The 25266-nt window shown below is 61.2% G+C and carries 22 protein-coding genes and 2 tRNA genes; 3 read left to right on the top strand and 21 right to left on the bottom strand.

The genetic code is table 11. From position 1 onward, the window contains the following. Positions 1–3: 3 nt before the first annotated feature. From hyfB to AAA021_RS03525, 4 genes are all read right to left on the bottom strand, one after another. Positions 4–2022, bottom strand: coding sequence for a hydrogenase 4 subunit B (hyfB, locus tag AAA021_RS03540; protein WP_099431573.1), 2019 nt, complete (start codon positions 2020–2022; stop codon positions 4–6). Further along, the gene (locus tag AAA021_RS03535) at positions 2015–2632 is read right to left on the bottom strand and encodes a 4Fe-4S dicluster domain-containing protein (protein ID WP_117746396.1); all 618 of its coding nucleotides are present in this window, start codon (positions 2630–2632) and stop codon (positions 2015–2017) included. The genes hyfB and AAA021_RS03535 overlap by 8 nt, the downstream gene beginning before the upstream one ends. Before the next feature lie 78 nt (positions 2633–2710). Continuing rightward, entirely contained in the window at positions 2711–4933 is a 2223-nt protein-coding gene (gene fdhF / locus AAA021_RS03530) for a formate dehydrogenase subunit alpha (RefSeq protein WP_082421866.1), read from the bottom strand. A gap of 75 nt (positions 4934–5008) precedes the next feature. Next, positions 5009–5527 (bottom strand): 4Fe-4S dicluster domain-containing protein, encoded by a 519-nt coding sequence (locus AAA021_RS03525; protein WP_022095206.1) that lies wholly within the window; start codon positions 5525–5527, stop codon positions 5009–5011. A gap of 427 nt (positions 5528–5954) precedes the next feature. Between AAA021_RS03525 and AAA021_RS03520 the strand changes: the two genes are divergently transcribed. Together AAA021_RS03520 and AAA021_RS03515 are read left to right on the top strand one after the other, a co-directional pair. Then, positions 5955–6278, top strand: coding sequence for a type II toxin-antitoxin system RelB/DinJ family antitoxin (locus tag AAA021_RS03520; protein WP_349088019.1), 324 nt, complete (start codon positions 5955–5957; stop codon positions 6276–6278). Then, positions 6271–6747 carry a hypothetical protein gene (locus AAA021_RS03515; RefSeq protein ID WP_349088017.1) on the top strand — a complete coding sequence of 159 codons (477 nt, stop codon included), beginning with the start codon at positions 6271–6273 and terminating at the stop codon, positions 6745–6747. The genes AAA021_RS03520 and AAA021_RS03515 overlap by 8 nt, the downstream gene beginning before the upstream one ends. A gap of 141 nt (positions 6748–6888) precedes the next feature. Here AAA021_RS03515 and AAA021_RS03510 read toward each other — a convergent pair whose 3' ends face one another. The 17 genes from AAA021_RS03510 to glp all read right to left on the bottom strand — a co-directional run bounded on the left by AAA021_RS03510 (position 6889) and on the right by glp (position 23631). Continuing rightward, positions 6889–7890, bottom strand: coding sequence for a hypothetical protein (locus tag AAA021_RS03510; RefSeq protein WP_349088016.1), 1002 nt, complete (start codon positions 7888–7890; stop codon positions 6889–6891). Between the two features lie 334 nt (positions 7891–8224). Continuing rightward, positions 8225–8298 (bottom strand) — tRNA-Gly (locus AAA021_RS03505). Positions 8299–8304: 6 nt separating this feature from the next. Further along, a tRNA-Pro gene (locus tag AAA021_RS03500) sits at positions 8305–8381 on the bottom strand. A 91-nt stretch (positions 8382–8472) separates the two neighbouring features. Beyond that, positions 8473–9831, bottom strand: a complete 1359-nt coding sequence (gene brnQ / locus AAA021_RS03495; RefSeq protein WP_349088015.1) for a branched-chain amino acid transport system II carrier protein — start codon at positions 9829–9831, stop codon at positions 8473–8475. Between the two features lie 67 nt (positions 9832–9898). Then, the gene (locus tag AAA021_RS03490; protein WP_349088013.1) at positions 9899–11038 is read right to left on the bottom strand and encodes an aminotransferase class V-fold PLP-dependent enzyme; all 1140 of its coding nucleotides are present in this window, start codon (positions 11036–11038) and stop codon (positions 9899–9901) included. Continuing rightward, the gene (locus AAA021_RS03485) at positions 11035–11286 is read right to left on the bottom strand and encodes a DUF3343 domain-containing protein (protein WP_117736415.1); all 252 of its coding nucleotides are present in this window, start codon (positions 11284–11286) and stop codon (positions 11035–11037) included. Before AAA021_RS03485 ends, AAA021_RS03490 begins: the two co-directional genes overlap by 4 nt. A gap of 19 nt (positions 11287–11305) precedes the next feature. Beyond that, complete coding sequence (gene yedF, locus AAA021_RS03480; protein WP_055286145.1) at positions 11306–11932, bottom strand: sulfurtransferase-like selenium metabolism protein YedF; 627 nt, start codon at positions 11930–11932, stop codon at positions 11306–11308. 61 nt (positions 11933–11993) lie between these two features. Continuing rightward, positions 11994–13043 carry a selenide, water dikinase SelD gene (gene selD, locus AAA021_RS03475; RefSeq protein ID WP_349088011.1) on the bottom strand — a complete coding sequence of 350 codons (1050 nt, stop codon included), beginning with the start codon at positions 13041–13043 and terminating at the stop codon, positions 11994–11996. Next, positions 13036–14253: a glycosyltransferase family 4 protein gene (locus tag AAA021_RS03470; protein WP_349088009.1), complete on the bottom strand. Its 1218-nt coding sequence runs from the start codon at positions 14251–14253 to the stop codon at positions 13036–13038. The genes selD and AAA021_RS03470 overlap by 8 nt, the downstream gene beginning before the upstream one ends. Positions 14254–14267: 14 nt before the next feature. Then, positions 14268–15032 (bottom strand): acyl-CoA dehydratase activase, encoded by a 765-nt coding sequence (locus tag AAA021_RS03465; RefSeq protein ID WP_349088007.1) that lies wholly within the window; start codon positions 15030–15032, stop codon positions 14268–14270. A gap of 155 nt (positions 15033–15187) precedes the next feature. After that, the gene (locus tag AAA021_RS03460) at positions 15188–16351 is read right to left on the bottom strand and encodes a double-cubane-cluster-containing anaerobic reductase (protein WP_349088005.1); all 1164 of its coding nucleotides are present in this window, start codon (positions 16349–16351) and stop codon (positions 15188–15190) included. Positions 16352–16501: 150 nt separating this feature from the next. Then, entirely contained in the window at positions 16502–17785 is a 1284-nt protein-coding gene (locus AAA021_RS03455) for a double-cubane-cluster-containing anaerobic reductase (protein WP_349088003.1), read from the bottom strand. A gap of 429 nt (positions 17786–18214) precedes the next feature. Beyond that, complete coding sequence (locus AAA021_RS03450; protein WP_349088001.1) at positions 18215–19285, bottom strand: ATP-binding cassette domain-containing protein; 1071 nt, start codon at positions 19283–19285, stop codon at positions 18215–18217. Between the two features lie 3 nt (positions 19286–19288). Beyond that, complete coding sequence (modB, locus tag AAA021_RS03445) at positions 19289–20731, bottom strand: molybdate ABC transporter permease subunit (protein WP_349087999.1); 1443 nt, start codon at positions 20729–20731, stop codon at positions 19289–19291. 68 nt (positions 20732–20799) lie between these two features. Beyond that, positions 20800–21675: a molybdate ABC transporter substrate-binding protein gene (gene modA / locus AAA021_RS03440; RefSeq protein ID WP_349087997.1), complete on the bottom strand. Its 876-nt coding sequence runs from the start codon at positions 21673–21675 to the stop codon at positions 20800–20802. Positions 21676–21878: 203 nt separating this feature from the next. Beyond that, positions 21879–22358, bottom strand: a complete 480-nt coding sequence (locus AAA021_RS03435) for a MogA/MoaB family molybdenum cofactor biosynthesis protein (protein ID WP_349087996.1) — start codon at positions 22356–22358, stop codon at positions 21879–21881. A gap of 10 nt (positions 22359–22368) precedes the next feature. Next, positions 22369–23631: a gephyrin-like molybdotransferase Glp gene (gene glp / locus AAA021_RS03430; protein WP_349087994.1), complete on the bottom strand. Its 1263-nt coding sequence runs from the start codon at positions 23629–23631 to the stop codon at positions 22369–22371. 210 nt (positions 23632–23841) lie between these two features. Here glp and AAA021_RS03425 point away from each other — a divergent pair, with 210 nt between their 5' ends. Beyond that, complete coding sequence (locus tag AAA021_RS03425; RefSeq protein WP_349087992.1) at positions 23842–25263, top strand: chloride channel protein; 1422 nt, start codon at positions 23842–23844, stop codon at positions 25261–25263. The last annotated feature ends 3 nt before the right edge of the window (positions 25264–25266 follow it).

The following is a 25266-nucleotide window of genomic DNA, read 5'->3' as shown; positions in this document are numbered from 1 at the left end:
TCTCTAGACCATGACCACGGCGAGCACGAGGAAGACCACGAGCGCCGCGACGATGTAGCAGATGTATACGGAGTAGTTGCCGCCCTCGATCTTGGAGGCGAGGCCGGCCAGCTTGTCGGCACCCTCGCTCGGTGCATCGACCAGGAAACGGTCGGGCAGGGGCTCGACGCCCTGGGCGACACCGGTGAGCTTCTGGAACACGTGCGCGATGGACCAGCAGATCTTGGTGCATACCTCGCGCAGGGTGTAGAGCGGGCCCATGAAGAGTTCGACGTCGGACGCGAAGCTCGTGGCGACGACGGGCATGTGCTCGTTGGGCTCGTAGCCGCACGCCCAAGGGTCGGTCTTCTTAGCGGGGGCCTTGGCGCCGAGGCAGGACCTCAACGCGAACGCGAGGCCGGTGAGGACCACGAGCGCGATGGCGATCGCGGGGGTGGAGGTGGCGGCACCGGAAATCTCGTTCACGAGAGACACGCCCGAGGTGGCTGTGACGGCGGAGCCGGCAAGCACGCTCTGGGCGACGTCGCCCAGAACCGGGGCGATGACCGGGGAGCCGATTCCCAGTACCACGCAGATGGCCGCGAGGAGCATCTGCGAGAACAACATCGGAGCCGGGGACTCCTTGGCGTTCGCGGCCTCCTGGGAACGAGGGCTGCTCGCGAACGAGACGCCGTAGGCCTTCACGAAGCACGTGACGGCCAGGGCACCGGTGATGGCGAGGGCGGCCGCGGAGGCGACGGCGAACACCATGACGACCGGGTCGGAGAGCGTCGAGATGTTGAACAGGGACTGGTAGGTGAACCACTCGGAAACGAAGCCGTTGAGCGGCGGGATGGCCGAGATGGCAAGGGCACCGATGAGGAAGCAGACGGCCGTGACCGGCATGCGGCGGAACAGACCGCCCATCTTCTCCATGTTGCGCGTACCCGTGGCATAGAGCAGGGAGCCCGCGCCGAGGAACAGCTCACCCTTGAACATGGCGTGGTTGAGCGTGTGGTAGAGGGCGGCCATGAGCGCGATCGTCGCGATGACGTCGTTGCCCAGGGCGTGCGCCGTCATGGACGCGCCGACACCGAGCAAGATGATGCCGATGTTCTCGACGGAGTGATAGGCAAGCAGGCGCTTGATGTCGTGCTCGTGGAGGGCGTAGACGACACCCAGGACCGACGAGATGGATCCGAAGACCAGGACCATGAGGCCCCACCAGAGCTGGACGCCCGAACCCGCGAGCAGGTCGAGACCGACCTTGAGGATTCCCAGGATGCCGATCTTGATCATGCCGCCGGACATGAGGGCGGACACGTTGGACGGCGCCTCGGGGTGCGCCTGGGGCAGCCAGGAGTGCAGCGGAATGATACCGGCCTTCGCGCCAAATCCGAAGAACGCGAGGACGAAGCACGCGGAGGAGACGGCGGGTCCAAAGTCATGCGTACGGAAATCACTGAAGCTGAAGGAACCGCCCACGCCGTTGGTCATGAGCAGGAAGCTCGCCATGATGAGAACGAAGCCCACGTGCGCGATGACGAAGTAGAGCCAACCGCCCCTAATGGAGTTCTTGTTCTCCTCGATAACGACAAGGAAGTAGCTCGTAAGGGACATGAGCTCAAAGGCGACCAGGAACCAGAACACGTTGTCGGCGGTGATGACGAGCATCATCGAGGCGACGAAGGTGTTCATAAAGAAGCCGGCGCGCCCGACCTTGCCCGGGTACTCGTCGAAGTAGGACAGACCGTAGATGAAGCCCGCAAAGGCGAGAATCGAGATGAGGACCACGATCAGGCCCGCAAGGCCGTTGAGCAAGAGCTCGAGACGGGCGAACGGGAAGAAGAAGACCGTGTTGAGGGACGAAACGTCGCCAAGCACGGCCTCGAGGCCCGCGATGAACGACAGCACGGCCGCGACGGCGCCGATCAGGCAGCCGGCGGTCTTGGCGGCGTTGTCGGCCTTGATCAGCAGAACCGAGGCGAGCGCACCGATGCACGAGACGGCAAGCGATGCGATAAACAGCGTCATGCTATCCATTGTTTACGCTCCCTTCTGCTTTCTCGGACAGGCCCTGGGCCACAGCGGTAACGTCAACGGACGGACCGTTTTCAATCGAGCGCAGGCGCTTGGCCTCGTCGAGCTCGCGATCGGCCGCGCCGCCCATGACGGTCAGCGCCTTGGTGGGGCACGCCGCCACACAATGCGGGCCGTCCGGATCGAAGGCGCACAGGTCGCACTTGACAGCGCAGGTGTACTGGCCGGGAGCCCACGTAAGCAGGCTGCTCAGGGACTTAGGATACGAAGGCGTCGGGTCGCACATGCCTGCGACACCGGCGATAGACGTGCCATCGGGATGGATGGCTCCGAAGGGGCACGCGATGGCGCACAGCCTGCACCCGATGCACTCCTGCTCCTTGACGTGGATGCGGTCGCCATCGTGCTCGATGGCATTCACCGGGCAGACCTCGGCGCAGGGGGCACCCTCGCAATGGTGGCAGGCAAGGGCGGCCGAAATACCGCCGGTCTTCACGAGCGCCAGGCGCGGCGTATCCTGAAGACCCTGCATCCGGTGGGCGTCGGCACAGGCGGACTGGCATGTTCCGCAGCCGATGCACCTCTCCGGGTTGATGTCGATGAAGCGGTTCATCCCCACTTCCTTTCAAAATAACGGGCCGGGCTCCCGAACGTACGGGACGCCCGGCCCAAAAAGCCAACGAGAACGGGACTACACGATTTGATTCACGTGTGTCTCGTCGTCGAACTTGGCGGCGCCGGGCTCAACGTCCTGGGGAGCGGCGGCGTCGACCAGAGCCTGCTTGAGCTCGGTGTACTGACGCTCCACCTCGCCCTCGGCCCAGACCTGGTCGGCGATAGCGTCGACCTGGCAGGCGGAGAACTTGTCCTCAGGCGTATGCGAGACCGGGTCGACCTTGTGAATGGTCAGCTCGTTGCACTTGCCGATCCACCACTGGTAGGTCATATAGACCGTGCCCTTATTGATGCGGTCACTCACGTCGGCGCGGCTGTATACCTGGCCGCGGCGGCTGTGAATCGAGACGATGTCGCCGTTCTTGATGCCGCGCGCCTGGGCGTCCGCGGGATTCATGCGGACAAAGCCGGGCTCGTCGGCAAGCAGCGCCAGCGTCTTGCAGTTGCCGGTCATCGAGCGGCAACTGTAGTGGCCGACCTCGCGGACGGTACACAGGATGAGCGGGTACTCATCGTCGGGAAGCTCAGAGGGCGCCTCCCAGTCGTGCGCCATCAGGTTGGCGCGGCCGTCCTTGGTGGTGAACTTGCCACCAGCGAACATGTCGGGCGTACCGTGGTCGTTCACATCGGTGCTCTTGACCGGCCACTGGGCGTAACCGCCCTCGGGAGCCATCTTCTCGTAGGTCGCGCCCACAAAGTTGGGGCACAGGCTAATGCACTCGTTCCAGATCTGCTCGGTGTTGTCATAGTGCATGGGATAGCCCATGCGCGTGGACAGGTCCGCGAAGATCTCCCAGTCGTGACGGCACTCGCCCTTGGGCGGAACGGCTGCGTCAAAGTGCTGGAAGCTACGGTCGGATGCAGTAAAGACACCCTCGTGCTCGCCCCAAGAGGTGGCAGGCAGGATGACGTCGGCGAGCATGGTCGTCTGCGTCATAAAGATGTCCTGGCAAATGAACAGGTCCAGCTCGGAGAGCGTCTTGCGCATACCGGCCGAATCGGGCTCGGTCTGCACCGGGTCCTCGCCGTAGTTGTAGAAGCAGTGCACCTTGCCCTCGTCGACCAGGTGGCCCAGGTCGGTGAGCTTGTAGCCCTCCTCGAGCGGGAGCTTTTCCTCGGGCACGCCCCAAGCCTTGGCAAACTTGGCGCGCACTGCCGGGTCGGTGACCTTCTGGTAGCCAGGGTACAGGTTGGGCAGCATGCCCATATCGCAGGAGCCCTGGACGTTGTTCTGACCACGCACGGGCGCGAGGCCGGAATTGGGTTTGCCGATCTGGCCGGCAACGCAGGCGATGGAGGCGATGGTGTGCACCGTCTTCAGGTTCTGCTTCTGCTGGCATACGCCCATGCCCCAGCCAATGATGGCGGAGGGCTTCGCCGTGGCGTACATCTCGGCAGCTTGGTGGATCAACGCGGGCTCGACACCCGTGATGTCCTGTACGGATTCGGGAGTGTAGTTCTTGATGGTCTCCCACCACTCGTCAAAGCCGTTCGTGTGCTCGGCGACGAATTCCTTGTCGTAGAGGCCATCGTTGACCAAGCAGTTGGCAAAGGCGTTGAGGAACGCAACATTGCAACCGTTCTTGATCGGAAGGTAGAGATCGGCGATACGCGCGGTTTCGATATGGCGCGGGTCGGCGACGATGATCTTGCAACCCTTTTCTTTGGCTCGCACGATACGCCTTGCGACGATGGGGTGCGAATCGGCAGGGTTATAGCCGAAGAGGAAAATGCAGCCCGCATCCTCCATACCGGGGATGGAGCATGACATGCAACCTGAACCAACCGTGTCCATCAGACCGAGGACAGTAGGGCCGTGTCAAGTACGGGCGCAGTTGTCTACGCTGTGGGTGCCGATGCACGCACGCGTAAACTTCTGCATGACGTAGTTCGCCTCATTGCCGCCGCCTCGCGAAGAGCCGGTGGTCATGACAGCGTTAGGACCATATTCGTCAATTATGGCCTGCATCTTAGATGCGGTGAAATCCAGTGCCTCGTCCCAGCTTACGCGCTCAAGATCCGCGCCCTTGGTGCGGCGGATCATCGGGTGCAGTACGCGAGGAGTCAAGATCTTAGTGTCGTTGATGAAGTCATAGCCGCTCATGCCCTTAAGGCACAGCTCGCTCTGGTTGGTGATGCCGTTGAGCGGCTCGGTGCCCACGACCTGGCCGTTTTGGACCAGGAGGTTAAACTGGCAACCGGCGCCGCAATACGGGCAGATCACTTTATGCTTCTCCATGACACCCTCCTTCCTTTTTCTGCTACCGAATGCTCGGTACTTATTTGACAATCATTGGGCCTGTCGCCCCAACGCTTACGCCTCGTTTTCGATGGTGGCGCGGGCACGCTCGGCAGTCAGTTCTGCCAAACGTTCCTCGTCTACCAGGGTGAGGCCCTTGGTCGGGCACGCCTCGGCACACGCCGGACCGCCGGGACGGTCCACGCACAGGTCGCACTTGAGCACGAAGCTCTTGGTCTGCGAACCCACGCGAACGTCGCCCATCAAGACGGGGACCTGCGTGGTCGCCACGCTCACGGCGCCAAAGGGGCATGCCATGACGCAGCTCTTGCAGCCGATGCAGTTGTCCTCGTTGACGCCGATGCGATGGTTCTTTGGATCAAAGAACAAGGCGCCCGTAGGACAGGCCTTCGCGCACGGGGCATCCTCGCAGTGATGGCAAGCCACCGGTGCGGAGATCTCGTACGTACGCGTCACGCGCAGGCGCGGCGCGGCGATGTTACCGGGGATGTCGTGCGCCTCGATACACGCCGCCATGCAGGTTTGACACCCAATGCAGCGCGAAGAATCGGCTACGACTCGCTTATTACCCATGTTGTTCACTCCCTCCTGAATCCCTTGCCGGAGAGACCCTGTCGACATTGACCCAAGCCGCCCGTGGCCTGGCATCGACGAATCGAATGCATGCGGCGAAACATGCACTCGGTAGAGTTTCTCCAACGATATACAGGTTAAATATACGCAGTTGCAGGGGGCAAACTTGAGCATAGGCCCTGCAATACGGGTGTATTGCAGGGGTTTTGGCAGGTTGGAATTATTCTCTAGAAGCTATAAAGGTGAGTGTATTACATGCGTACATCCTGGGGAGATTTCACACTCGTTTATAAAGGATGTAATACGTTTGATATATATTTCGCGCTCATTAACTCGAGTGCAATAAAGCAGTGGTTATAAGATTGGTTATTATTAGCCAATGTTGTATTTGACCATTCATATTGCACGCTCATTAAGGGGGCCAGTGATGTCATCGACGCAAAAACGAGCCATCCTGCAGGTGCGCATTCGCGAAGAGGACAAACAGCATGCCGAGCGCCTCTACGACGCCATGGGCACATCGCTTGCCGAGGCCGTTCGCCTTTTTGTCGCGCAGAGCATTTTGATGCGCAAGCTTCCCTTTCAGCCGGTCGCCGTGCGCTCAAAGGACGGCACCGCCGCCTATGGATCGCTCAAAGCATATGGGGACCCCAATCGCCGCTCCGAGGAGCGCAATGCCTGGATTGAGCACCTTGCTACAGAATGCGACGATTCGATTTTGGGTCCCGAGGAAGTAGATATCCATGAGTAGCACCATCATCGACGAGACCGTCATCCTACGCTACCTGCTTGACGACGACGAGGTCCTGTCACCGCGCGCCGCCAAGGTCATCGCCACGCGCACCGCTCGCGTCTACCCCGAGATTATCACGCGCGTCGTGGTCACGCTGCGCGACGTCTATAAGGTTCCCCGCGTTGAGATTGCTACGGCCATGAGAAGGCTGCTCGATGACGTCATGGTCGACGAGCCCACCGTTGTCGCCCTTGCCGTCAAACTCTTTGGCAAGACCCATATGGACTTTACCGACTGCCTCCTCGCAGCCCGAACCGCCATCTACAACGATGATGTCGTGAGCTTTGGCAAGCCCATCATCCAAGGCATGATCGACTACCGCCGCAAGCGCCAAACCGCCGCCGATGCTCGCGACCGCGCCGCCGAAGCCCACAGCCGAAGCACCGACTCCACCATCGACAAGCTCCGCCACCACGGTCGCCACTAACCGGCAGGCAACGGCATCGCCCGCCCCTCAGCCCCATCCCCTCCTAAGTTGCGGTGAAATACGGACTGTTTCATGCCTTTAAAGGCCTCGATAGTCCGTATTTCACCGCAACTTATTGAAGGTTGGCTGCGAACGATTTCTCTATCGGGAGTCGGCGTAGGGTTTTGTTGTCGGAATACCGTAACCGCACATCATGGCACCGAACGATTCTACTTCGTAGGTGTCCGAGAGTTTGAAATGAATGACGTTGTGGCCCATGGCGCGAAGGTTCGCATCGCGCATGAGGGCCGCTCGATAGGTTTTTGCCGCCGCTTGCTCCGGATCATTTTGAGCTTCGTCTTCAAACTTACCCAGCCCATGCAGCTCTGCCAGCGTCCATGAGCCGTCTGGCATCTGCCAGCCATAATCTGCTAGATAATAGCCAGCGTTTCCTGGTCGCGGTATCTCAACTTGAAGCTCAGGCGCGGCAACCCCAGCGAGAATCATCGCTGCTCTCGCCTCGGACTCGCCGCCATTGTCTGACCTGCCATCCATATGCTCAAAAACGTCAAAAGCACGCGCGATGCCATGCAACCCTCGGCAATTTGCCTGCGCATATGCCCGCAGCTCTTCGCGTTCGACATCGTACTCACGGGCCAAGCCATCGACATAGCCCAGCGCATAACGAAAGGCGCTCGTTCGAGCGATATCAACAACCGTTCGATACGGATCCGTCAGCGTAAACAGACCGAGACGCCACACTTCGCCCACCCGCCAGCGCTTGTATTCAACGAACTCATACGTATCACGCCTTGTAGACCGTGGCAGCAGTACTTGCACTTTATCCAGAAGCGTATACGCCGAGCCGATGCCGTAGAGCAGCGCTGCTGTCGATCCGCAAAACACAGCATCCGGTTCAACGACCGCAATAGCGGATGCCAGCTGAAAGATGCGATCTTCAACCCCAAGATTATTCCAATAGACCGGATCCGCATACACGTGGTTGTAAAGACGAAGCATGAGCTCTTCCTGCATAAGCTCACGCGCACGGCGTTCATCCCAAGGATCAATTGTTATAAGCAGCTGTCCATCTTGATGAATTCCAACGGCCGAGAATAGCATTCTTGCATATGACTGCGGAAAATGTTTGCCTTTATCGAGCATGGCCAACCCCATAACCATCACGGCGGAGAGAATACCATTACGCTATCGCATGCTTCCGTCCGCAGGCCTTGCCAAAAGCTGACCAAAAGCTTGACGTCGCAGGTCAGAGCTTCAAAAAATATTTCCACTCTCGGTAGACGGTCGCTACGACCCTCCCAACGGCATCAAAATCCAACCTTACAAATAGTTGCGGTGAAATACGGACTACATGGGCCATAAAAGCCGAAAAACAGTCCGTATTTCACCGCAACTTAGGAGGAGATGTGGGGTCCCCGGCATGTATATGAAAATGGCTCTGATTCCCAAAAGGAACCAGAGCCATTCATCTATCCTATGGAGCGGGCGACGGGAATCGAACCCGCGTCATCAGCTTGGAAGGCTGGGGTTCTACCATTGAACTACGCCCGCAAGATATGGTCGGGACGACAGGATTTGAACCTGCGACATCCTGCTCCCAAAGCAGGCGCGCTACCAAACTGCGCCACGTCCCGAAGGTGTTGAGCAGCTAAGGTCTAAACCTTGCGTGTCCCAAAGCGAAGGAAATTATAGGGGAGACTCCCCGCCTGTGCAAGCATTGATGCCTTAGCTCCTCGAATGTGCGACAAAACGACTATGGAGCAGACCGATCACAAATGCCACCACAGCAACCGGTGCCCACGCAGCACCGATATCTGCCAGCGGCAACGCATCGAACGGCAGCCACGCGCCCGCAAAGAACGCATCGCGGACCGAGGTGATCACGCTCTGCACCGCGACCACACCGCCGACCCAGACCCACACCTGCGGATGAGCGTCGCAAAAGCCGTGCACCAGGCCCATCAGTACCAGCACGATGGCAACGGGATACAAGGCGTTGAGCATGGGCACCGAGAGCATAAGAATCACGTCGAGGCCCACGTTGGAGAGCACACACGAAAACGCCGCGAACACAAAGGCGAGAATCGCAAAGGGACGGCGCATGGCCTCCTCGGAGGCCTCTGCTCCCCCTTCGACCACATACGTCTCGCAGAAGTAGCGCGAGCAGCAGCTGATGAGGCCGATGCACACGTTCATGCAGGCGAGGAAGAAGATGGCGAAGACCACGACCGTGCCGGCAAGGCCAAAATGCATAGAGGCAGAACGGGCAAGGATGGCGGCGCCGTTGGTGGCGTCGGGCATCACGGTGCCGAGCTGCATTCCGGCAAGGCCCAAGCCACAGTAGATGATGGCCATGAGCACGCCGGCGATCACGCCGGAACGCGAAATCTCAAAGGCCACGCGCTTGTCATCGGTAACACCCAGCTCGTGGATGGTCTCGGCGATGATAATGCCGAAGGCGAGCGACGCAAGCAGGTCCATGGTCTGATAGCCGGTCAAAAAGCCCTGCACGGTAGCACCGGCATTGTAGGGAGCCTGCGGCGCGGCAGCCGGTCCCAGCGGCGAGATCACGGCAGCACCCACGACCAGCACGATGAGCGCAATGAGCGCGGGGCCCGTAATGCGGCCGAGCACGCGCGTGATGACGCCTGGACGCAGCGTGAGCGCAAACGCGACTACGAAGAACCCGATGGCAAAAACCAGACGTGCCGTGCCGAGCGAAACACCCTCGGGCAGCAACGGTACCAGCATCTCAAACGCCGTGGAGCTCGTACGCGGAATGGCAAGGCAAGGGCCGATGGCCAGATATACTGCCGCGACAAAGAACTCGCCAAACTTGGGATGCACGCGGCCGGCAAGCTCACGCGCCGTGCCGGCAAGCGCCACGGCGATAAAGCCCATGACGGGCAGGCCGATGGCGGCAATCAAAAAGCCAACCATGGCAAGCGGTGTGGCCGCGCCGGCCTGGAGCGCCAGCAACGGCGGAATGATGAGGTTGCCGGCGCCAAAGAGCATCGAGAACAGGGCGATGCCGACGGTAACGACATGGTCGGAGCGCAAACCGCGCGGAGCGGATGAGGCCATATGCACACCTTTCGGGTCGAAACAAAAACGGGACGGGCAAAAGACCCGTCCCGCAAGTATATACGCTCTAGCAGGCTAAATCGCGCAAAGCATCAATCGCGGTGTCAACTTCCTCGTCCGTGTTGAAATACCCAAACGAGAAGCGGACGACGCCCTGGCGCTCGGTCCCCAGCGCGCGGTGCATGAGCGGAGCGCAATGAGCACCGGGGCGCGTCGCAATCCCCCACCCTTGCATGAGCGCGTCCGAAATCTCGGCAGAGTCGATATCACCCACGTTGAGTGATACGATCGCCGAGCGCACGGACTGGTCAAACGCACCGTAGAGCGCAATGCCGGGGAGTTCGCGAACACCGGCGAGGAAGCGCTCGGCAAGCGAGTGCTCATGCGCCGCAATCGCCTCGACCCCGCCCCGGGCCTCAATAAAGTCGAGACCCGCAGAAAGTCCCGCAATGCCGTGACCGTTGAGCGTGCCCGCCTCAAGGCGCGTGGGCCACTCAAGCGGCTGCAGCGCATCGAAGCTGTGCACGCCCGTGCCGCCCATGGCCCACGGCGCCACGTCAATGCCCTCCGCCACGGCCAGGCCGCCGGTCCCTTGCGGACCCATGAGCCCCTTGTGGCCGGTAAAGCACACCACGTCGAGCCCCATGGCCTGCATATCGATATGCGCCGTGCCGGCAGACTGCGAGGCATCGACAATCACAAGCGCGCCGGCCGCATGGGCTATGGCGGCCACGCGCGAAACGTCGACCGCGTTGCCGGTCACATTAGAGGCGTGCGTCACCACCACGGCACGCGTATCGGGCGTGACCAGCCGCTCGAGCTCGTCGTAGTCGAGCAGGCCGTTCGCGTCGCAGCCCGCATGCTCAACGGTCACGCCCTGCTCTGCCGCCAAGCGGTTGAGCGGACGTAGCACCGAGTTGTGCTCAAGCACCGTCGTGACCACGCGGTCGCCGGGGCGCACCACGCCATTGATAACGGTGTTGAGCGCCGCGGTGGAGTTGGGCGTAAAACAAACATGGCCAGCACGCGGGCAGCCCAGCAAGCGCGCAAGCTTGGCGCGGCAGCCGTGGATGGTACGTGCCGCATCGAGCGCACCCGAGGTGGCACCGCGCCCAGCATTGCCGAGCGAGCACATCGCTTGCGTCACGGCATCGATGACCGCCTGCGGCTTGTGCATGGTTGTCGCCGCGTTATCCAGATAGATCATCGCACGACCTCCCACATATCGATCACGGTATAGCCCTCGGTGGGAACGCCCGCCGCGGTAAGCTCACTACGCAGCAGTTCCTCATCGGCAGGCAACGCCTTCCACGCCAAACCGCAGCCGGCAGCGACCTCCCCGGGCACGGGAATCGTTCGCCCGGGAAGGCCGCGCTCGATGCACAGGGACTCGCAACCCATGGCGGCCGCCGTGGTGGGAAACGTGATGACAAGCGCCGGGCGCTTCTCCCTCATGGCAACTCCAACCAATACGCTACGGGCGCACGACGCGCACAGCCTGCTCCATCTTCTCCACGATCACGTACATGTTGGTGACCTCGCCCACCGCAAGCTGGTCTTTAATGCCATAGTGGTCGAGGCAGGTACCGCAGGTGAGAATCTCGACGCCCTGCTCGGCCAGGCCCTTCAGGTCATCGAGCACCGGCGAGCCCTCGACGGTGAGCTTGGCGCCGCCGTTATAGAACAGCATGGTCGCGGGCAGCTCCTCCTGCTGCGTCACGGCAAAGATAAACGCCTTCATGAGCTTGTGGCCCAGCTCGTCGTCGCCGCGACCCATGCAGTCGGTGTAGACGGAAATGACGAGCTTGCCCTTGCCGGCGCTGGCATCACAGAAGGCAGCGCCATCCTGCTCGGGATCGGCCACGGCAACGGCGCCAGAGGTCGCCACGGTCACGTGCCACTCGGCGTCAGAAACCTTCTCGACCGAGGCCGTGCAGCCCTTCTCCTGCGCCATCTTGGAGATGTTCTTGACGGCGGTCTCGTTGTCGACCGAGGTCACCACGGCACCCTCGCCATCGAGCTGCTTCAGGGCTTTGAGCGTCTTGACGACGGGCAGCGGGCAGGCATCGCCCATGGCATTGACTTCAATTTTGGTAGACATAGCAAATTCCTTTCGAAAGAACCGTTCTAGAGAACGGCAAACAGTTACATAAACGTGCGGGCTAGCGAACAACGCGGACGGCAGGACCGCCCGGCACCGCCTCGCACACGCGCCCGACAACGGCCGCGATGCGCCCCTCGGCACGTAAACGGCGCGCAAGCTCATCCACATCGGCAGCAGGCGCCGCAATAAGCAAACCACCCGAAGTCTGCGGATCGTACAGCGCATCCAACATGCCCGGCTCCAGCTCATCGTCAGCCGTCACGCGCGGGCCAAAGAAGTCCTGGTTGCGGTAGGAGCCCGCGGGGATAATGCCCAGACGCGCCATGTCGAGCACCTGGTCAAAGAGCGGCACCGACCCCGACGCAAGCTCAACCTGCACGCCCGAGCCCTCAGCCATCTCACACGCGTGCCCGATCAGGCCAAAGCCCGTGATGTCGGTACAGCCGTGAAGCTCGAGTCCCTCGGCCAGACGAATCGGGGCCTCGTTGAGGGTGCGCATCGAGTCAAACATGGCTGCGGCCTCGTCCTGCTCGATGAGCTCGCCCTTAATGGCCGTGGTGATGATGCCCGAGCCGATCGCCTTGGTCAGCAGCAACGCATCGCCCACGCGCGCGCCGCTGTTGGCGAGCATACGGTCAAGAGCGACAAACCCGCTCACGGACAGGCCGTACTTGGGCTCGTCGTCGTTGATGGTGTGGCCGCCCGCGATGGAGCAACCCGCCTCGACGCACTTATCGGCGCCGCCCGCCAGAATCTGACCGGCAACCTCAACGCCCAGGCAACTGGGTATGCAAAGCAGGTTCATGGCATGGCTCGGCCGCCCGCCCATGGCGTAGATGTCCGACAGCGAGTTGGCCGCAGCGATCTGGCCAAACAGGAACGGGTCATCGACCATCGGTGGGAAGAAGTCAATGGACTGCACGAGCCCCAGGTTCTCCCCTACGCGGAAGACGCTCGCATCGTCGGAGGTATCGAACCCCACGAGCAAGTTGTCGTTATGCACATTGGGTAAATCGCCCAGGACCTGGGCGAGGGCTCCGGGGCCCAACTTAGCGGCTCAACCGCTCGCGGCCGTCATGGACGTGAGCCTCATGGTGTCCTTAGCCATACGAACCCCCTTCCATCAAATCAACGACTTTAAGTATACGCCCCAGGCACGCTTCCCAAGAGACCGCCGACGGCTCGAACGTCGAAGGCGGCGCCGCAAGCGCCTGCGCGATAGCATCTGCCAGTGCGCGCTCAAACAACGGAAGGTCGGTCGCCACGGGCGTGTCGACATCCGTCATACGCGGCGACGCCACCCACGTCACGGGAGCACCGGGAAGCATCGCCTCCATCCAGGGACGAACGCCGGGCAAATCGGTCGCCACAACTTTGCAGCCACACGCGAGGGCCTCGATCGTCACAAGCGGCAGACCCTCGTAAAACGAAGGCAGCACAAAGACGTCGGAACTGCGGTAGGCACGCACGAGCCCATCGCTATCCAGGCGCCCCGCCAGCGTCACCGGCACATCCGAGGCCGCGGTCAAGCGCTCGATACGCGCGTACTCGGCATCGTCCCCGCGGCCGCCCACAAGTACCAAGCCAGATGGGCGGACGTCATCGTCACTCGGCAATGACACAGCTCGAACCAGCGACTCGACGCCCTTTTTAAAGCAAATCTTGCCCACGTACACAAGCGATCCCGGCTGCCTCGCCACGCTTGCGTCGCGGCAGAAGACGCGATGGTCGTAGCCCGTCCCAATCACGTGGATACGATCGGCATCGACGCCGCACACCAGGCCAATCTGCTCAGCCTGCTCAGCATGGAGCGCAAAGACGGCATCGAGCCGACGAACCGCACTTACGATGCGATCGCGTTCGAGCGCATGCGAACGCAGCTGGCGCAGGTCGGTCGAATGGCACACGGCAACAACCGGCACGCCCCGGACGCACTCGCGCGCCAATGCGGTCACCAGATACAGGTGATGGCAGAGCACCAGATCGGGCCGAAACTCAGCCACAGCCCGATCGATTGCAGCAGCAAATGCCCGCTCAAATGCCTTGAGCATCGAAGGCGTCAGGTCACGATAGCGTGTGGAGGGATAGGGCATGACATCGGACATACCGCAGATGGGAAACGGCAGCTCGGGCGACTCGAACGGCACGGTAAACACGGCAGCACGCCGGTCCAGCTCGCCTTGGGTATCACCCGGTGCCGCGCCGCAAAGCACGGCGGCGCGATGCCCCGTCTCGATCTGCTCGCGCACAAGCGCGGCAAGGTAGGTGCCGCTGCCGGTGCTATCTGGTTTTTGGGCCGAGATGTTGAGGATGCGCATGTCGCGGTACACCCCTAGGCCAAGGCGGAGGCGCGGACAGCCGCGCCGATCGCTCCGGCAAAGCGAGCCTGGGGCGAGGTGGTCACCGGCGACCCCAGTAGCTCGCCCAACCGCTCCACCACGAAGGCGTTCTCGCACAGGCCGCCGGTCAGGTAGTACGGGGCGCCCGCGGCCTGCCCGGCCATGGTCGCCACGCGCGACACGACACTCTCAATCACACCGCGGGCGATGTTCTCGCGCGGCTCACCGCGACCGATCAGGCTGATGACCTCGCTTTCGGCAAACACCGTGCACATGCTGCTGATTTTGGTGGGCTCGCCGGTACGCGCCAGGTCGGCCATCTGCTGCTGGGAAATGCCCAGGCGATCGGCCATGATCTCCAAAAAGCGCCCCGTACCGGCGGCGCACTTGTCGTTCATGGCAAACTTGGCCACGCGGCCACCCTTAAGTTGGATGACCTTGGTGTCCTGACCGCCCACGTCGATCACGGTGCCGTGGTCGCCAAACAGGCGCACGGCACCGGCACCGTGGCAGGTGATCTCGGTCACGACCTTGTGCGCATAGGGCACGGCGACACGACCGTAGCCGGTCGCGATCACGCGCACGTCGTCGGCAGCCACGTCATAGCCGGCCGCTGCCAGCGCCTCGCGCAGCCGCTCGGAAGCATCGACCGAGGAGAACCCGGTTGGCTGCACGCACGTCCACGCCACCGAACCCTCCCCGTCGACCACAGCAGCCTTAGCCGCCGTAGACCCGATATCGATCCCGATCCCTATCATGGCTCTCTTCCAATCTAAACATCAAAGGTAGCGGCGCGTTCAGGCGCCTTAGCTCTAGGTTTCTTAGGTGCCGGAGATTGCCCCGAAAGAGGAGCGCAGCGTACTTTGGGTACGCAAGCGACGGTTTGAGGAGCAAGATCCGGTGCCTGAGGAAGCTAGAGGGTTTCGATGAAGGCGGCGATACGGGTCTCGATCTGGCCCATGTCGCCGTTGCTGTAGTCGGTCTCGATCTTCATGTACGGAATACCCGCACCCTCGACGGCCTCCTGCATGCGCGCACTCTCCACGTTAAAGGTGTGGCAGGCCTGTAGCACGCTCTCTACCACGCCATCGACGTGGTACTTCTCGCACATGGCCTGCGTGTTTTCCATACGACCGTCGTTGGGCGTCATGACCGAGCAGTTGATGTCGAGGTAGCGGTCGGCGATGGCGCGCAGGATGTCGGGAGCCTCCGGGTCAATCATCATGGCCGCCGTGCGCTCGCCCGAGCAGTCGTCCATGCACACGACCACGCCGCCGTTGGACTCGATGGTGCGACCGATCTTGTTGATTACGCCGCCCACCGGGCAGCCGGTGATCAGAATGCGCTTGGCGTCTGCCGCAACCGGGCGCTCGCCCGCGTCGTAGGCCTCGCGCAGCTTGGCAACCTTTTGCTCCAGCTGCTGCGTATAGGCCTCGATATCAAAGCTAAACGTACCGGCGAACATGGTGCTCATCAGGTCGACGCCGCTCATGGCCGCCGGTTGGTTAGCCTGCAGCGCAAACATCTCGAGCTGGGCGGCACGCAAGCGGTTGCGACGACGGACGGCAGCGCGCAGGTCATCGTCGGTAATCGTGATGCCGTAGAAGTTCTCGAGCTCCTCCTTGAGCAGACGGCACTCCTCGTACCAGCCCTCGCGCTCGTAGGCACGGTCGCGACCCTGCGGAAGATGCAGAATGTGCGTGCGCTTGAGCTCGTTGAGCAGCTCGTACATCTTCTTCTTGCCGTCGCAGGTGGTCTCGCCGATGATCATGTCGCTAAAGTACGTAAACGGGCACTTTTGCGAATAGGCAAAGCCGTACGTCGATTTGATGAGCGGACACAGGTTTGCCGGCAGCACCTTCTCGGCCTCGGGAATCACCTCATCGGACGTGCCGCACAGCGCCACGCTCGCAGCCCCCGCGGCATCGATAATCTCGAGTGGCGTATAGCTGCACAAGAAGCCGACCAGGCGATTGCCTGCCTGTTTGTAATCCTTAACGCGAATAAACGCCGTCTTGCGCTGTTCGTTGAACTCCTCAAACGTGGACGGCAACGGCTGCTCAATATTTTCCGACATATAACTCCTAAACCTTTTAACCAACCAAGGAAACTGCTTTCCCAGGTGCCCGAGGTTGCCGTAAAAGAGAAGCGCCGCGTACTTTGGTACACAAGCGACGGTTTGAACGGCAAGACCGGGTGCCCGGGAAAGCCGCCGGGGCGGATAGTCCTAAATGGTCTCCAAGAAAGCTTCGATCCTGGTTTGTAACTGACCTGCATCCTCGCCAGCGTAGTCGGTCGTGATGTGCATAAACGGAATGCCTGCCTCCTCGGCGGCCTTCTCCACGGCGAAGGACTCCATCTCGTAGAGCGTGCAGAACTGCAGGGCCACGTCGACGATGCCATCGGCATGCAGGTCCTTGGCCATCTGGACAATGTCCTTCATACGCTGATCGTTGGGCGTAAAAACGGCGCAGTTGATCTTGAAGTAGCGCTCGGCGATGGCGTCGAGCATCTCGTCGACCGTCTCGCCGGACTCGTCGACCAGGTCCTTGTAGTAGCGCGAGCCCGTGCAGGACTCCTCGCCCACCACGACGCCGCCGGCCTTCTCGATGAGGTTGAACAGCTTCCAGTTGGGCACGGCCATGGGCGTGCCGGTATACAGGATGCGCTTGGTCCCCTTGGGCGCCACGCCCTCGCCGGCCTCGACACGCTGCTCGCACTCAGCCGCCATCTCGTTGATGGCTCCGGTCAGACGCGGCGTGTCGTCCATAAAGGCGGCCTGAACGGTCAGCAGGCTGTCGAGACCGCTGATGGGCGCCGGGTCGGCAGCGCGCGTGGCAGCGAGGCGCTGCAGGGCGCGACGCTTCTCATTGACGGCGTGGATGGCGGCCTTCAGACGCTCGGGCGTGATCTTGACGCCGCACTCTTCCTCGATCTTGGCGGCGAGCTTCTTGACCTCGGCCTTCCAGGTCACGAGCGTCGACTCGTCGTGTACGTTGGGAATATCCATGACGTACATGTTCTTTTGCGTGGCAAAGAACTCGTAGGCCTTTTTCTTGCCGTCGCAGGTGTTCTCACCCACCACCAGGTCACTCGACTCAATGTAGGGGCAGACCTCGCCCAGCTTAAAGCCGGCAAAGCTCTTGATAAGCGGACAGGTGTTGCGCGGCAGGTGCTCCTCGACCTTATCGGTTGCCCAATCGGCACCCGAGCACAGGCCCACGGGGATGCCATCGCAGGCAAGCACGATCTCCTCGGGCACGTACACACAGAACGAACCGACGATCTTGGTGGCCTCGCCGGCGTCTTTCTTGTCGAGCATCTCCTTAATACGGCCGCTGTGGATGTTGGTGGCGACAAAATCCAGGTAGGACGTGGACTTGGGGCGATTGTTCTGCGTCAGGAACATATCGCCGTACATCTGGCCCACGGCGCCCAGCAGCATGTCGTGATCGGCAAGATTCATGCCGAGGCTCTCCCACATCGGATGGAAATCAAATTCTTCAGCCATGACGGTTCCCCTCTCGAACCAAAAACGGATAACAGCGGTATCGATGCACGACGGACGGCGATTGCCCGGCCGTGCTCAAACCCGGAATTTTAGGGAACCTGCTTTGCGGTCGATTATTTAGTTGTGCGTCGTCTCTCCCGGAGCCGTAAACATACCTGCTCATATGCGACTCCGAGCCATGTATAGGGCACGCGCAGCAACGCGGCGAATGTATGTCGTCTGCGGCATGTGCGCACCCTCCTTTACAAGATAAGGTCAACTATATCAACGGTCGTCGACCATGCGAACACCGTTGACATTCGTACGACAGCCTCGTATGCCGTCGTTTAATAAATAATTATCTTGATTGATAAGAGTTTGTCATCCTTCATTCGGCGAACGGCAAGACAAAGCCGCCGAGGCCTATATCCCCGACGGCATTACCCGGCGCTATCGACAAACCAAATGGATCCTACTCGCATCGAAGTGCATGCGCAGGTTCTCGCCTGCTTGCGGCAGCTCGTCGACAGGCACGCCCACTTTGTTGACCTTCCACTGCAGACGCGTGGGCGCATCAGCGCGCGGCACGTCCAGCAATACCAGCCGCTCAAAGCGCGAATCGCTCACACGGGCCACATGCAAATCGTAGCTGTTACGGCCCCGCTCAACGCGATTATCAACATGGAAATAGCTTGCGCGAACGCCCAGGTACGCCACATTATCGGGAACCTCGCGACCCACGTTAAAAGTCATGCCCCAGTCGAGGGCCTCAACTTCTTCGTCGCCGATCTTGCGCGCCCGGCTTGTGTTCTTGCAGCCCGTCAGGCGCAGTGCCGCCAGCGTCTGCGGACGGCGGACCACGTCCTCGACGGAGCCGATCTCCTCAACATGCCCGTCGTGCATCACACAGATACGCTGGCACAGGCGGCACGCTTCGTCGATGTCGTGGCTCACGTAGAGCACGGTGCGGTTGCACACATCAAAGAGGTCGAGCATGTTTTGCTCGAGCGCGCTCTTAAGATAGGAATCGAGTGCGCTCATGGGCTCGTCGAACATAAAGATGCCCGGGTGTGCCGCTACCATGCGGGCAAGCGCCACGCGCTGCTGCTGGCCGCCCGAGAGGCGCGCGGGATAGCGGTCGGCAAAATCGGCCAGGCCAAAAATGCCCAGGTAGCGCTCGGCAAGCTGCTTGCGCGCGGCGGCGTCGCCCGTGTCCTTTACGCCGGCGCATACGTTATCGGCCACCGTCATGTTGGGAAACAGCTGATAGTTTTGGAACAGCAGGGCGCATTTTCGCTCCTGGGGCGACAGGTTGATGCCCGCCGCAGAGTCAAAAAAGGTCACGCCGTTGACGACGATCTTGCCCTCGTCGGGCGTCTCCACACCGGCAATGCAGCGCAAGGTGCAGCTCTTGCCGCAACCCGAGGCACCGAGCAGCGCCACACGCTCCTCGCCGGCCTCGAGCTGCATGTCGAGGATAAAGCCGGGATAGCGCTTTTTGATATCCAGAACGAGCGACATGGCCTATCGACCTCCCTGCAAAGCGGCATCATCGCGCATGAGCTCGGTCAGCGCCTCGCGATCGATACGCAGCGCATCGCCGCCCGCCGGGTCGAGCGAATCGCCCTGTCCGGCAAGATCTTTGATCCGCTTGCGCTCCGCACGGGAAAGGCCCCGCTCGCGATACTTTTGCGAATAAGCGGTGTACATGTTGATGAACAGGATGACTAGGAAACTAAACACGATCACGACGACGACCCAAAAGAGGGCCACCGACGTGTTGCCGCCCATCCACTCAAAGTAGATGGCGATGGGAATGGTCTGCGTAATGCCGGCGTAGTTGCCCGCAAAGAACAGGGTGCAGCCAAACTCGCCCATGGCACGCGCGAAGGCGAGCACCGTGCCGGCGGCAATCGAGGGCCAGCCAAGCGGCATCATAAGCTTGGCAAAGATGCGACGTTCGGACCATCCCAGGGTTCGCGCGGCGTCGAGCATCTGCGTGTCGAGGCTCTCGAAGGCTCCGAGTGCCGTACGATAGACGAGCGGGAACGACACCACCACGGCAGATATCACCGCTGCGGGCCACGTAAAGACGATCGAGATGCCGTGAGCGATAAGCCACTGGCCGACCCCGGTCGAACGTCCAAACAGCATAAGCAGCAAAAAGCCGCACACCGTGGGCGGCAGCACCATAGGAATCGTAAAGACCGAATCAAGCAAACCCTTCACGCGGCTCGAGGTACCCATGGTCTTCCATGCGGCAAACAGGCCCAGCGCAAACGCGATTACCAGGGCAAGTCCGCTCGTTTTTATGGACACCCAAAATGGGCGATAGTCGATGTCGCCCAATAAGGAGGCCAGAGAGGTCAAGGGCCCCTGCTCATCCCGCAATACGACAGACGATGCTTCTACCATGTGAGTGCTATCAAGCCAACGCGCGCCGCCCTTGGCATCACCCGAGGCTGATGCAATCACCACATAACGGTCCCCATCCGCACCGCGCTCGTCAAAGCTATAGGTATACCCGCCGGCATCAAACGTTGTTTCCGCCGTGACATACCAAGGAAGATCCACGTCCCCCAGCTGCGCACCTCCCATGCAGTTTGCGCTGTCGAGCTTACAGACGAGGGCCTTGAGACCCGATACGCACTCGTTGTCCTGCGGATCCAATCCATACTTCTCGACCGCCTTGGGCGATATCCACACCACAACGCGATCGGCAGCAGGCGCCACTACAAGATCCACGTCCTCGTCAACGGGAAACCGGTAGCCCTCAGGCTGGCCCTCCATGGCACGAGCGGTCCCCCTGGCCAACCGCTCAAAACCCTCGATCCCATAGGAAAGCCCATGAGCGGTCGCAGCAACCTGGGCCCCGTCCTCAGCGTCCCCAGCAAACGCAAATCCCGGCACCCAGCAAAGCGCGAAGATCAAAGCACAGGCGACAAGCATGCGGAATCTATTAAGCACGAAAAGCTCCAAGCGAATACAAGGACGGAGTGAAACACAAAACGATGGAATTATCGCGCCAAGCCGCACTACGCGGAAAGCTCAAAGCCGTATTTGGCCCAAATCTTCTGGGCCTTCTTGTTGGTCAGGCAGAAGTCGATGAACGCCTTGGCCTCGTCGGCGTGCTCGGAGCCATCGGCAACGGCACCCGGGTACACGATGGGCTTGTGCGAATCCTCGGGGCACACGAAGGCCTCCTCGATGCCGTCGTAGCGGAAGATATCGGAGCTGTAGACAAAACCGGCCACGCAGTCGCCTGTGGACACATAGGCGGCGGCGGTGCCCACCTTATCGGCCAGTGCGACCTTGTCGGCGATCTCGGGCGCATACTCGCCGTCGTCGCCCTCGGTGCCGGTGTAGAGGCCCACGGAAGCCAGGGCCTGGTTGGCGTACTTGCCGGCGGGGACGGTCTTGGCGTCGCCAATGGCGATCTTGCCGTCCAGGTTCGCGACGTCGGCGATGGCCTCGATCTTGGTGTCGGAGCCCTCGGCGCGAATGATCACAAGGTCGTTGACGAACATGTCCTCACGCGTGTCGGTGTCGATGAGCTCGGCGGCCTCGGCGTCATCCATGGTGCCCTTGGAAGCGGTGATGAGCACGTCGACCGTGGCGCCGGCACGCATCTGCTCGACGAGGTCGCCGGACGCCTTAAACTGCGTGTCGGCAAACGTGGTGCCGGTCTGGTCGGTGTAGAGCTCTTGGACCTCGGGAAGGGCCTTCTCGAGGGAGTTAGCAGCGAAAACCTGCAGCTCGACAGCCTTCTTCTTAGAGGAAGACTTGGCGGAGCCGGCATCGGAACCAGCGGGCTCGGACGTCTTGTTGCCCGAGCAACCGGCAAGGCCAAGGACGGCAGCGGCAACAGCAGAAAGCGAGACGAAACCGCGGCGTGAAACCATATCGAACATATTCAACCCTTTCGGATCTTGTGCCCGGGTACCCCACCGCGGGCTTTAATCTGCAATCAGATTATACTTCTGCGCGAATAATGATAGTGAGAAATTATTCTCGCCAGAGAATATAGTTTCAAGTTACCGTGCACCTCGGCGTCGCTTCGGCGGAAAACAAAAGCGGAGCAGCCGTTCAGGTCGCCCCGCCGCAGGTAAACCGCTTAGTTGGTATGTCCGCCGCCCGCTGTCATCTGAGCCGCATGCTCCAGCTGGTCCGCTATGGCCTCCCAGCTTTCGCGGGCGGCCTTCGTAGAACCGGGAAAGTTTACGACAAGCGTATGACCTCGTTGCATGCAAATAGCGCGCGAGAGCATAGCGCGGCGTGTCTTGGTCATGGAGTAGGCACGAATTGCCTCAGCAATACCCGGCACATCGCGGTCGCAGACGGAACGCGTCGCCTCGGGCGTTACATCGCGCATCGAAAGCCCCGTGCCGCCGCAGGTGAGCACGACATTGGCGTGGCACTCATCGGCGGCCTCCACGATGGCATCACCGATCTCGCTGACGTCGTCGCGCACGACCACATGTGAGGCGACCGTCCAGCCCTGCGCCTCGATAAGTTCCTCGAGTGCGGCTCCGGCCTCGTCCTGAGCAAGATCACGCGTATCCGAGCACGTCACAATCGAAATCTTCAGCTCCATAGCATTCCTCCTATAGCACCGTGCCCTCAGGCAGGTCGACACGCACGACATCCACGACGTCGCCCGCCGCAAGGTCGCACGGTCCTTCGTCAATACGCAACAGGCTGTTCGCACGCTGCATAGTTCCAAGCAGCGCCGAATTCTGTGTCTTAGCCTCGGTCACCAACAACTCACCGGTCTCGGGGTCGCGCAAAACCGTGGCGCGATCGAAAAAGCGGCGATGCTGTCGCTTTTTTACGCCGTGTGTGAGCGTCGCCTGCTGCACGGGACGCGCACCCTCGGCAAAGCCGCGCATCTTGCGAATCGCCGGGCGGGCGAGCATCTCAAAGCCCACATACGCCGCGGCCGGATTGCCTGAAAGCCCCAGGTAGGGCTTACCCCCGAGCAAGCCAAACGTGATGGCCTTGCCCGGACGCATCGAGATGCGGTCAAACAGCACCTCGCCCTCGCGCCGGACGAGCGCCGTCACATAGTCGTAATCGCCCGCCGAGGCGCCACCGCTCGTAATGACAAAATCGCACTCCTGCACGGCACGATGCACCAGTTCGGCGATCGCCTGCTCATCGTCGGGCGCAATGCCGTAGAACACGGGCTCGGCTCCTGCATCGAGCGCCTCGGCCATCAACGCCGACGAGTTGGAGTCGCGAATCTGACCGCGCGCCGGTACCTTACTCGGTGCGACCAGTTCCGTCCCCAGCGAGATAATGCCCACGCGCGGCGCGGCGTGCACCTTCACGCTTGCATACCCGGCGCTTGCCAGCAGACCCGCGCCCGCCGGGGCCACAACCTCTCCAGCACGCATCACAACATCGCCGGAATGGGCCTCCTCGGCAGCAGAGCGAACGTTCTCCCCTACCTTGGCCGGCGCCGAAAAGCGAACGTGCGAGCCCTCGTTGCCGTCACCGTCGAGCACATCGACGATCTCGTACTTCACCACGGCATCGGCACCCTCGGGCACCGGCGCGCCTGTCATGATGCGGACCGCCTCGCCCGCACCGATTGCGCCCTCAAACACATGGCCCGCGGCCTCGTGTCCGATAACGTCGAGCGTCACCGGCGCCTCGCCAGATGCCTGCACCAAGTCCGCCGAGCGCACGGCATATCCGTCCATAGCGCTGTTGGCAAACGGCGAGATATCGATATCGGCCACCGCGTCCTCGGCCAAGGGAAAACCAGCCGCCTGCCACACGGGAATCTCGACGAGATCGGTCGGAGCAACGTGCGACAGGACAATCGACTGTGCGTCCTCCAGTGGAATGAGTTTCTCTGCCATATGCACCTCTTAATGCCACAGCGCACAACAGGGGCGCCAATTCTTTATGCTTGTCTCAGTATAATCCCCCAACGCACGACCGCGACTCGGCCTGTACCCGCAAATACACCTGTCGGTTGCAGGCCGCGAAACAGAATGGAAACCAACCCACCGGCTCGTCGCGTTTACCGCGTTTTATAATGCTTGCGTTGCAACCTAAAAGAGGAACGTATGGCTCATAACGACAAACCCGAAAGCGCAAACAAAGCGCAGGATCATTCCCAGCCGCTCGACGACGGCGGCTTTTTCTCCCTTAATGACGTCATCATGGCAGGCAGGCATCAACTTACCCGCTCCGAGCATCTCTTGGCTGCCGACACGCGCCGCAACGCCCGCAACCTACTTGCGAGCGCTAAGTTGCTCGTACTCGTCGTCATCGTCTCGCTCGCCATGGGCGTTGCCGCTTGGGCGTTTTTGGCCTCGTTGAATATCGCGACCGACTATCGCGAGCACCATGTGTGGGTCTACGCCTTGCTTCCCGTTGTGGGCGTTGCCACCGCATGGGTGTACAAAAATCACGGTCTTGCCGCCAAGCGTGGCAACAACCTGGTCATCGACTCCGCTCTGGGCACACGCCTCATCCATATGCGCATGGCCGTCCTCACCTTCGTCTGCTCCACGCTCACGCACCTAACGGGCGGATCGGCCGGTCGCGAGGGAGCTGCGGTGCAGATTGGCGGCACCATCGCCAGCAACATCTCGAGCCTCGCCCACCTCAAAAAGCATGACCACCACGACCTCATGCTCGCCGGCATCTCGTCGGCCTTTGGCGCCGTATTCGGTTCGCCCCTTGCCGGAGCTTTCTTTGGCATGGAGATGTGCTTTATCGGCAAGATCGACTACACCGCGGGCATCTACTGCCTGGTCGCCTCGTTTACCGGCTACTTTACATCACTCGCCCTGGGTACCGAGTACGAGGCGAATGTTATCGCCAGCGTTCCCAACATGACACCACGGACGGTTGTCATCGTTGTTATCAGCGCCATTATCTTCGGTCTGACGGCACGCCTCTTTGCCTGGTCAGTTCGAACCGTCAAGAGCCTGTACGGTCGCTTTATCACCAATTACCTCGTTCGCGCACTCATAGGCGCACTCGTGGTGCTCGTGGCCTACGCGATGCTCGACGCCTGGAAGTATGCCGGGCTTTCCACATGGCTTTCCGGCGCCGGATTTGCCGGCAACACCACCCTGGCGGACGCAGCCATCAAGCTGGTCGTCACGGCGCTCACCCTGGGCGCCGGCTTCCAAGGCGGCGAGGTCACGCCCCTGTTTGGCATCGGTGCGGCACTCGGTGGCTGGATCGGTTGCCTTACCGGGCTCGACCCCAGTTTTCTGGCGGCTCTCGGCATGCTCGGCGTGTTCTGCGCCGGCCTCAACGTACCCATCACCACCTGCATGATGGCCATCGACCTGTTCCACGGCACGGCCGCCGGGTTCTTTGTCATCGTGGCCTTTATCAGCTACCTAACCGGCGGACACCGCGGCGTGTACCCCGCCCAACGCATCATCTCACCCAAGCGCCGTTCGCTTATTGTGGATGAGGGCGGTACGGTAGCGGATGCTATCGAGCGCCACAACGACCTGATAGAGTAGATG

This window comes from Collinsella sp. CLA-JM-H32, assembly GCF_040098165.1.
In the GTDB taxonomy this organism is placed as follows: Bacteria; Actinomycetota; Coriobacteriia; order Coriobacteriales; family Coriobacteriaceae; genus Collinsella.
Note: the sequence above shows the minus strand (reverse complement) of the source record. Positions and strands in the feature narration are given on the sequence as shown.

What these genes read in the sequence shown, in the direction of transcription:
- hyfB (WP_099431573.1), bottom strand. Translation starts at nt 2,022, where the DNA reads ATGGATAGCATGACGCTGTTTATCGCATCGCTTGCCGTCTCGTGCATC.
- AAA021_RS03535 (WP_117746396.1), bottom strand. Translation starts at nt 2,632, where the DNA reads ATGAACCGCTTCATCGACATCAACCCGGAGAGGTGCATCGGCTGCGGA.
- AAA021_RS03525 (WP_022095206.1), bottom strand. Translation starts at nt 5,527, where the DNA reads ATGGGTAATAAGCGAGTCGTAGCCGATTCTTCGCGCTGCATTGGGTGT.
- AAA021_RS03520 (WP_349088019.1), top strand. Translation starts at nt 5,955, where the DNA reads ATGTCATCGACGCAAAAACGAGCCATCCTGCAGGTGCGCATTCGCGAA.
- AAA021_RS03515 (WP_349088017.1), top strand. Translation starts at nt 6,271, where the DNA reads ATGAGTAGCACCATCATCGACGAGACCGTCATCCTACGCTACCTGCTT.
- AAA021_RS03510 (WP_349088016.1), bottom strand. Translation starts at nt 7,890, where the DNA reads ATGCTCGATAAAGGCAAACATTTTCCGCAGTCATATGCAAGAATGCTA.
- brnQ (WP_349088015.1), bottom strand. Translation starts at nt 9,831, where the DNA reads ATGGCCTCATCCGCTCCGCGCGGTTTGCGCTCCGACCATGTCGTTACC.
- AAA021_RS03490 (WP_349088013.1), bottom strand. Translation starts at nt 11,038, where the DNA reads ATGATCTATCTGGATAACGCGGCGACAACCATGCACAAGCCGCAGGCG.
- AAA021_RS03485 (WP_117736415.1), bottom strand. Translation starts at nt 11,286, where the DNA reads ATGAGGGAGAAGCGCCCGGCGCTTGTCATCACGTTTCCCACCACGGCG.
- yedF (WP_055286145.1), bottom strand. Translation starts at nt 11,932, where the DNA reads ATGTCTACCAAAATTGAAGTCAATGCCATGGGCGATGCCTGCCCGCTG.
- AAA021_RS03470 (WP_349088009.1), bottom strand. Translation starts at nt 14,253, where the DNA reads ATGCGCATCCTCAACATCTCGGCCCAAAAACCAGATAGCACCGGCAGC.
- AAA021_RS03465 (WP_349088007.1), bottom strand. Translation starts at nt 15,032, where the DNA reads ATGATAGGGATCGGGATCGATATCGGGTCTACGGCGGCTAAGGCTGCT.
- AAA021_RS03460 (WP_349088005.1), bottom strand. Translation starts at nt 16,351, where the DNA reads ATGTCGGAAAATATTGAGCAGCCGTTGCCGTCCACGTTTGAGGAGTTC.
- AAA021_RS03455 (WP_349088003.1), bottom strand. Translation starts at nt 17,785, where the DNA reads ATGGCTGAAGAATTTGATTTCCATCCGATGTGGGAGAGCCTCGGCATG.
- AAA021_RS03450 (WP_349088001.1), bottom strand. Translation starts at nt 19,285, where the DNA reads ATGTCGCTCGTTCTGGATATCAAAAAGCGCTATCCCGGCTTTATCCTC.
- modA (WP_349087997.1), bottom strand. Translation starts at nt 21,675, where the DNA reads ATGTTCGATATGGTTTCACGCCGCGGTTTCGTCTCGCTTTCTGCTGTT.
- AAA021_RS03435 (WP_349087996.1), bottom strand. Translation starts at nt 22,358, where the DNA reads ATGGAGCTGAAGATTTCGATTGTGACGTGCTCGGATACGCGTGATCTT.
- glp (WP_349087994.1), bottom strand. Translation starts at nt 23,631, where the DNA reads ATGGCAGAGAAACTCATTCCACTGGAGGACGCACAGTCGATTGTCCTG.
- AAA021_RS03425 (WP_349087992.1), top strand. Translation starts at nt 23,842, where the DNA reads ATGGCTCATAACGACAAACCCGAAAGCGCAAACAAAGCGCAGGATCAT.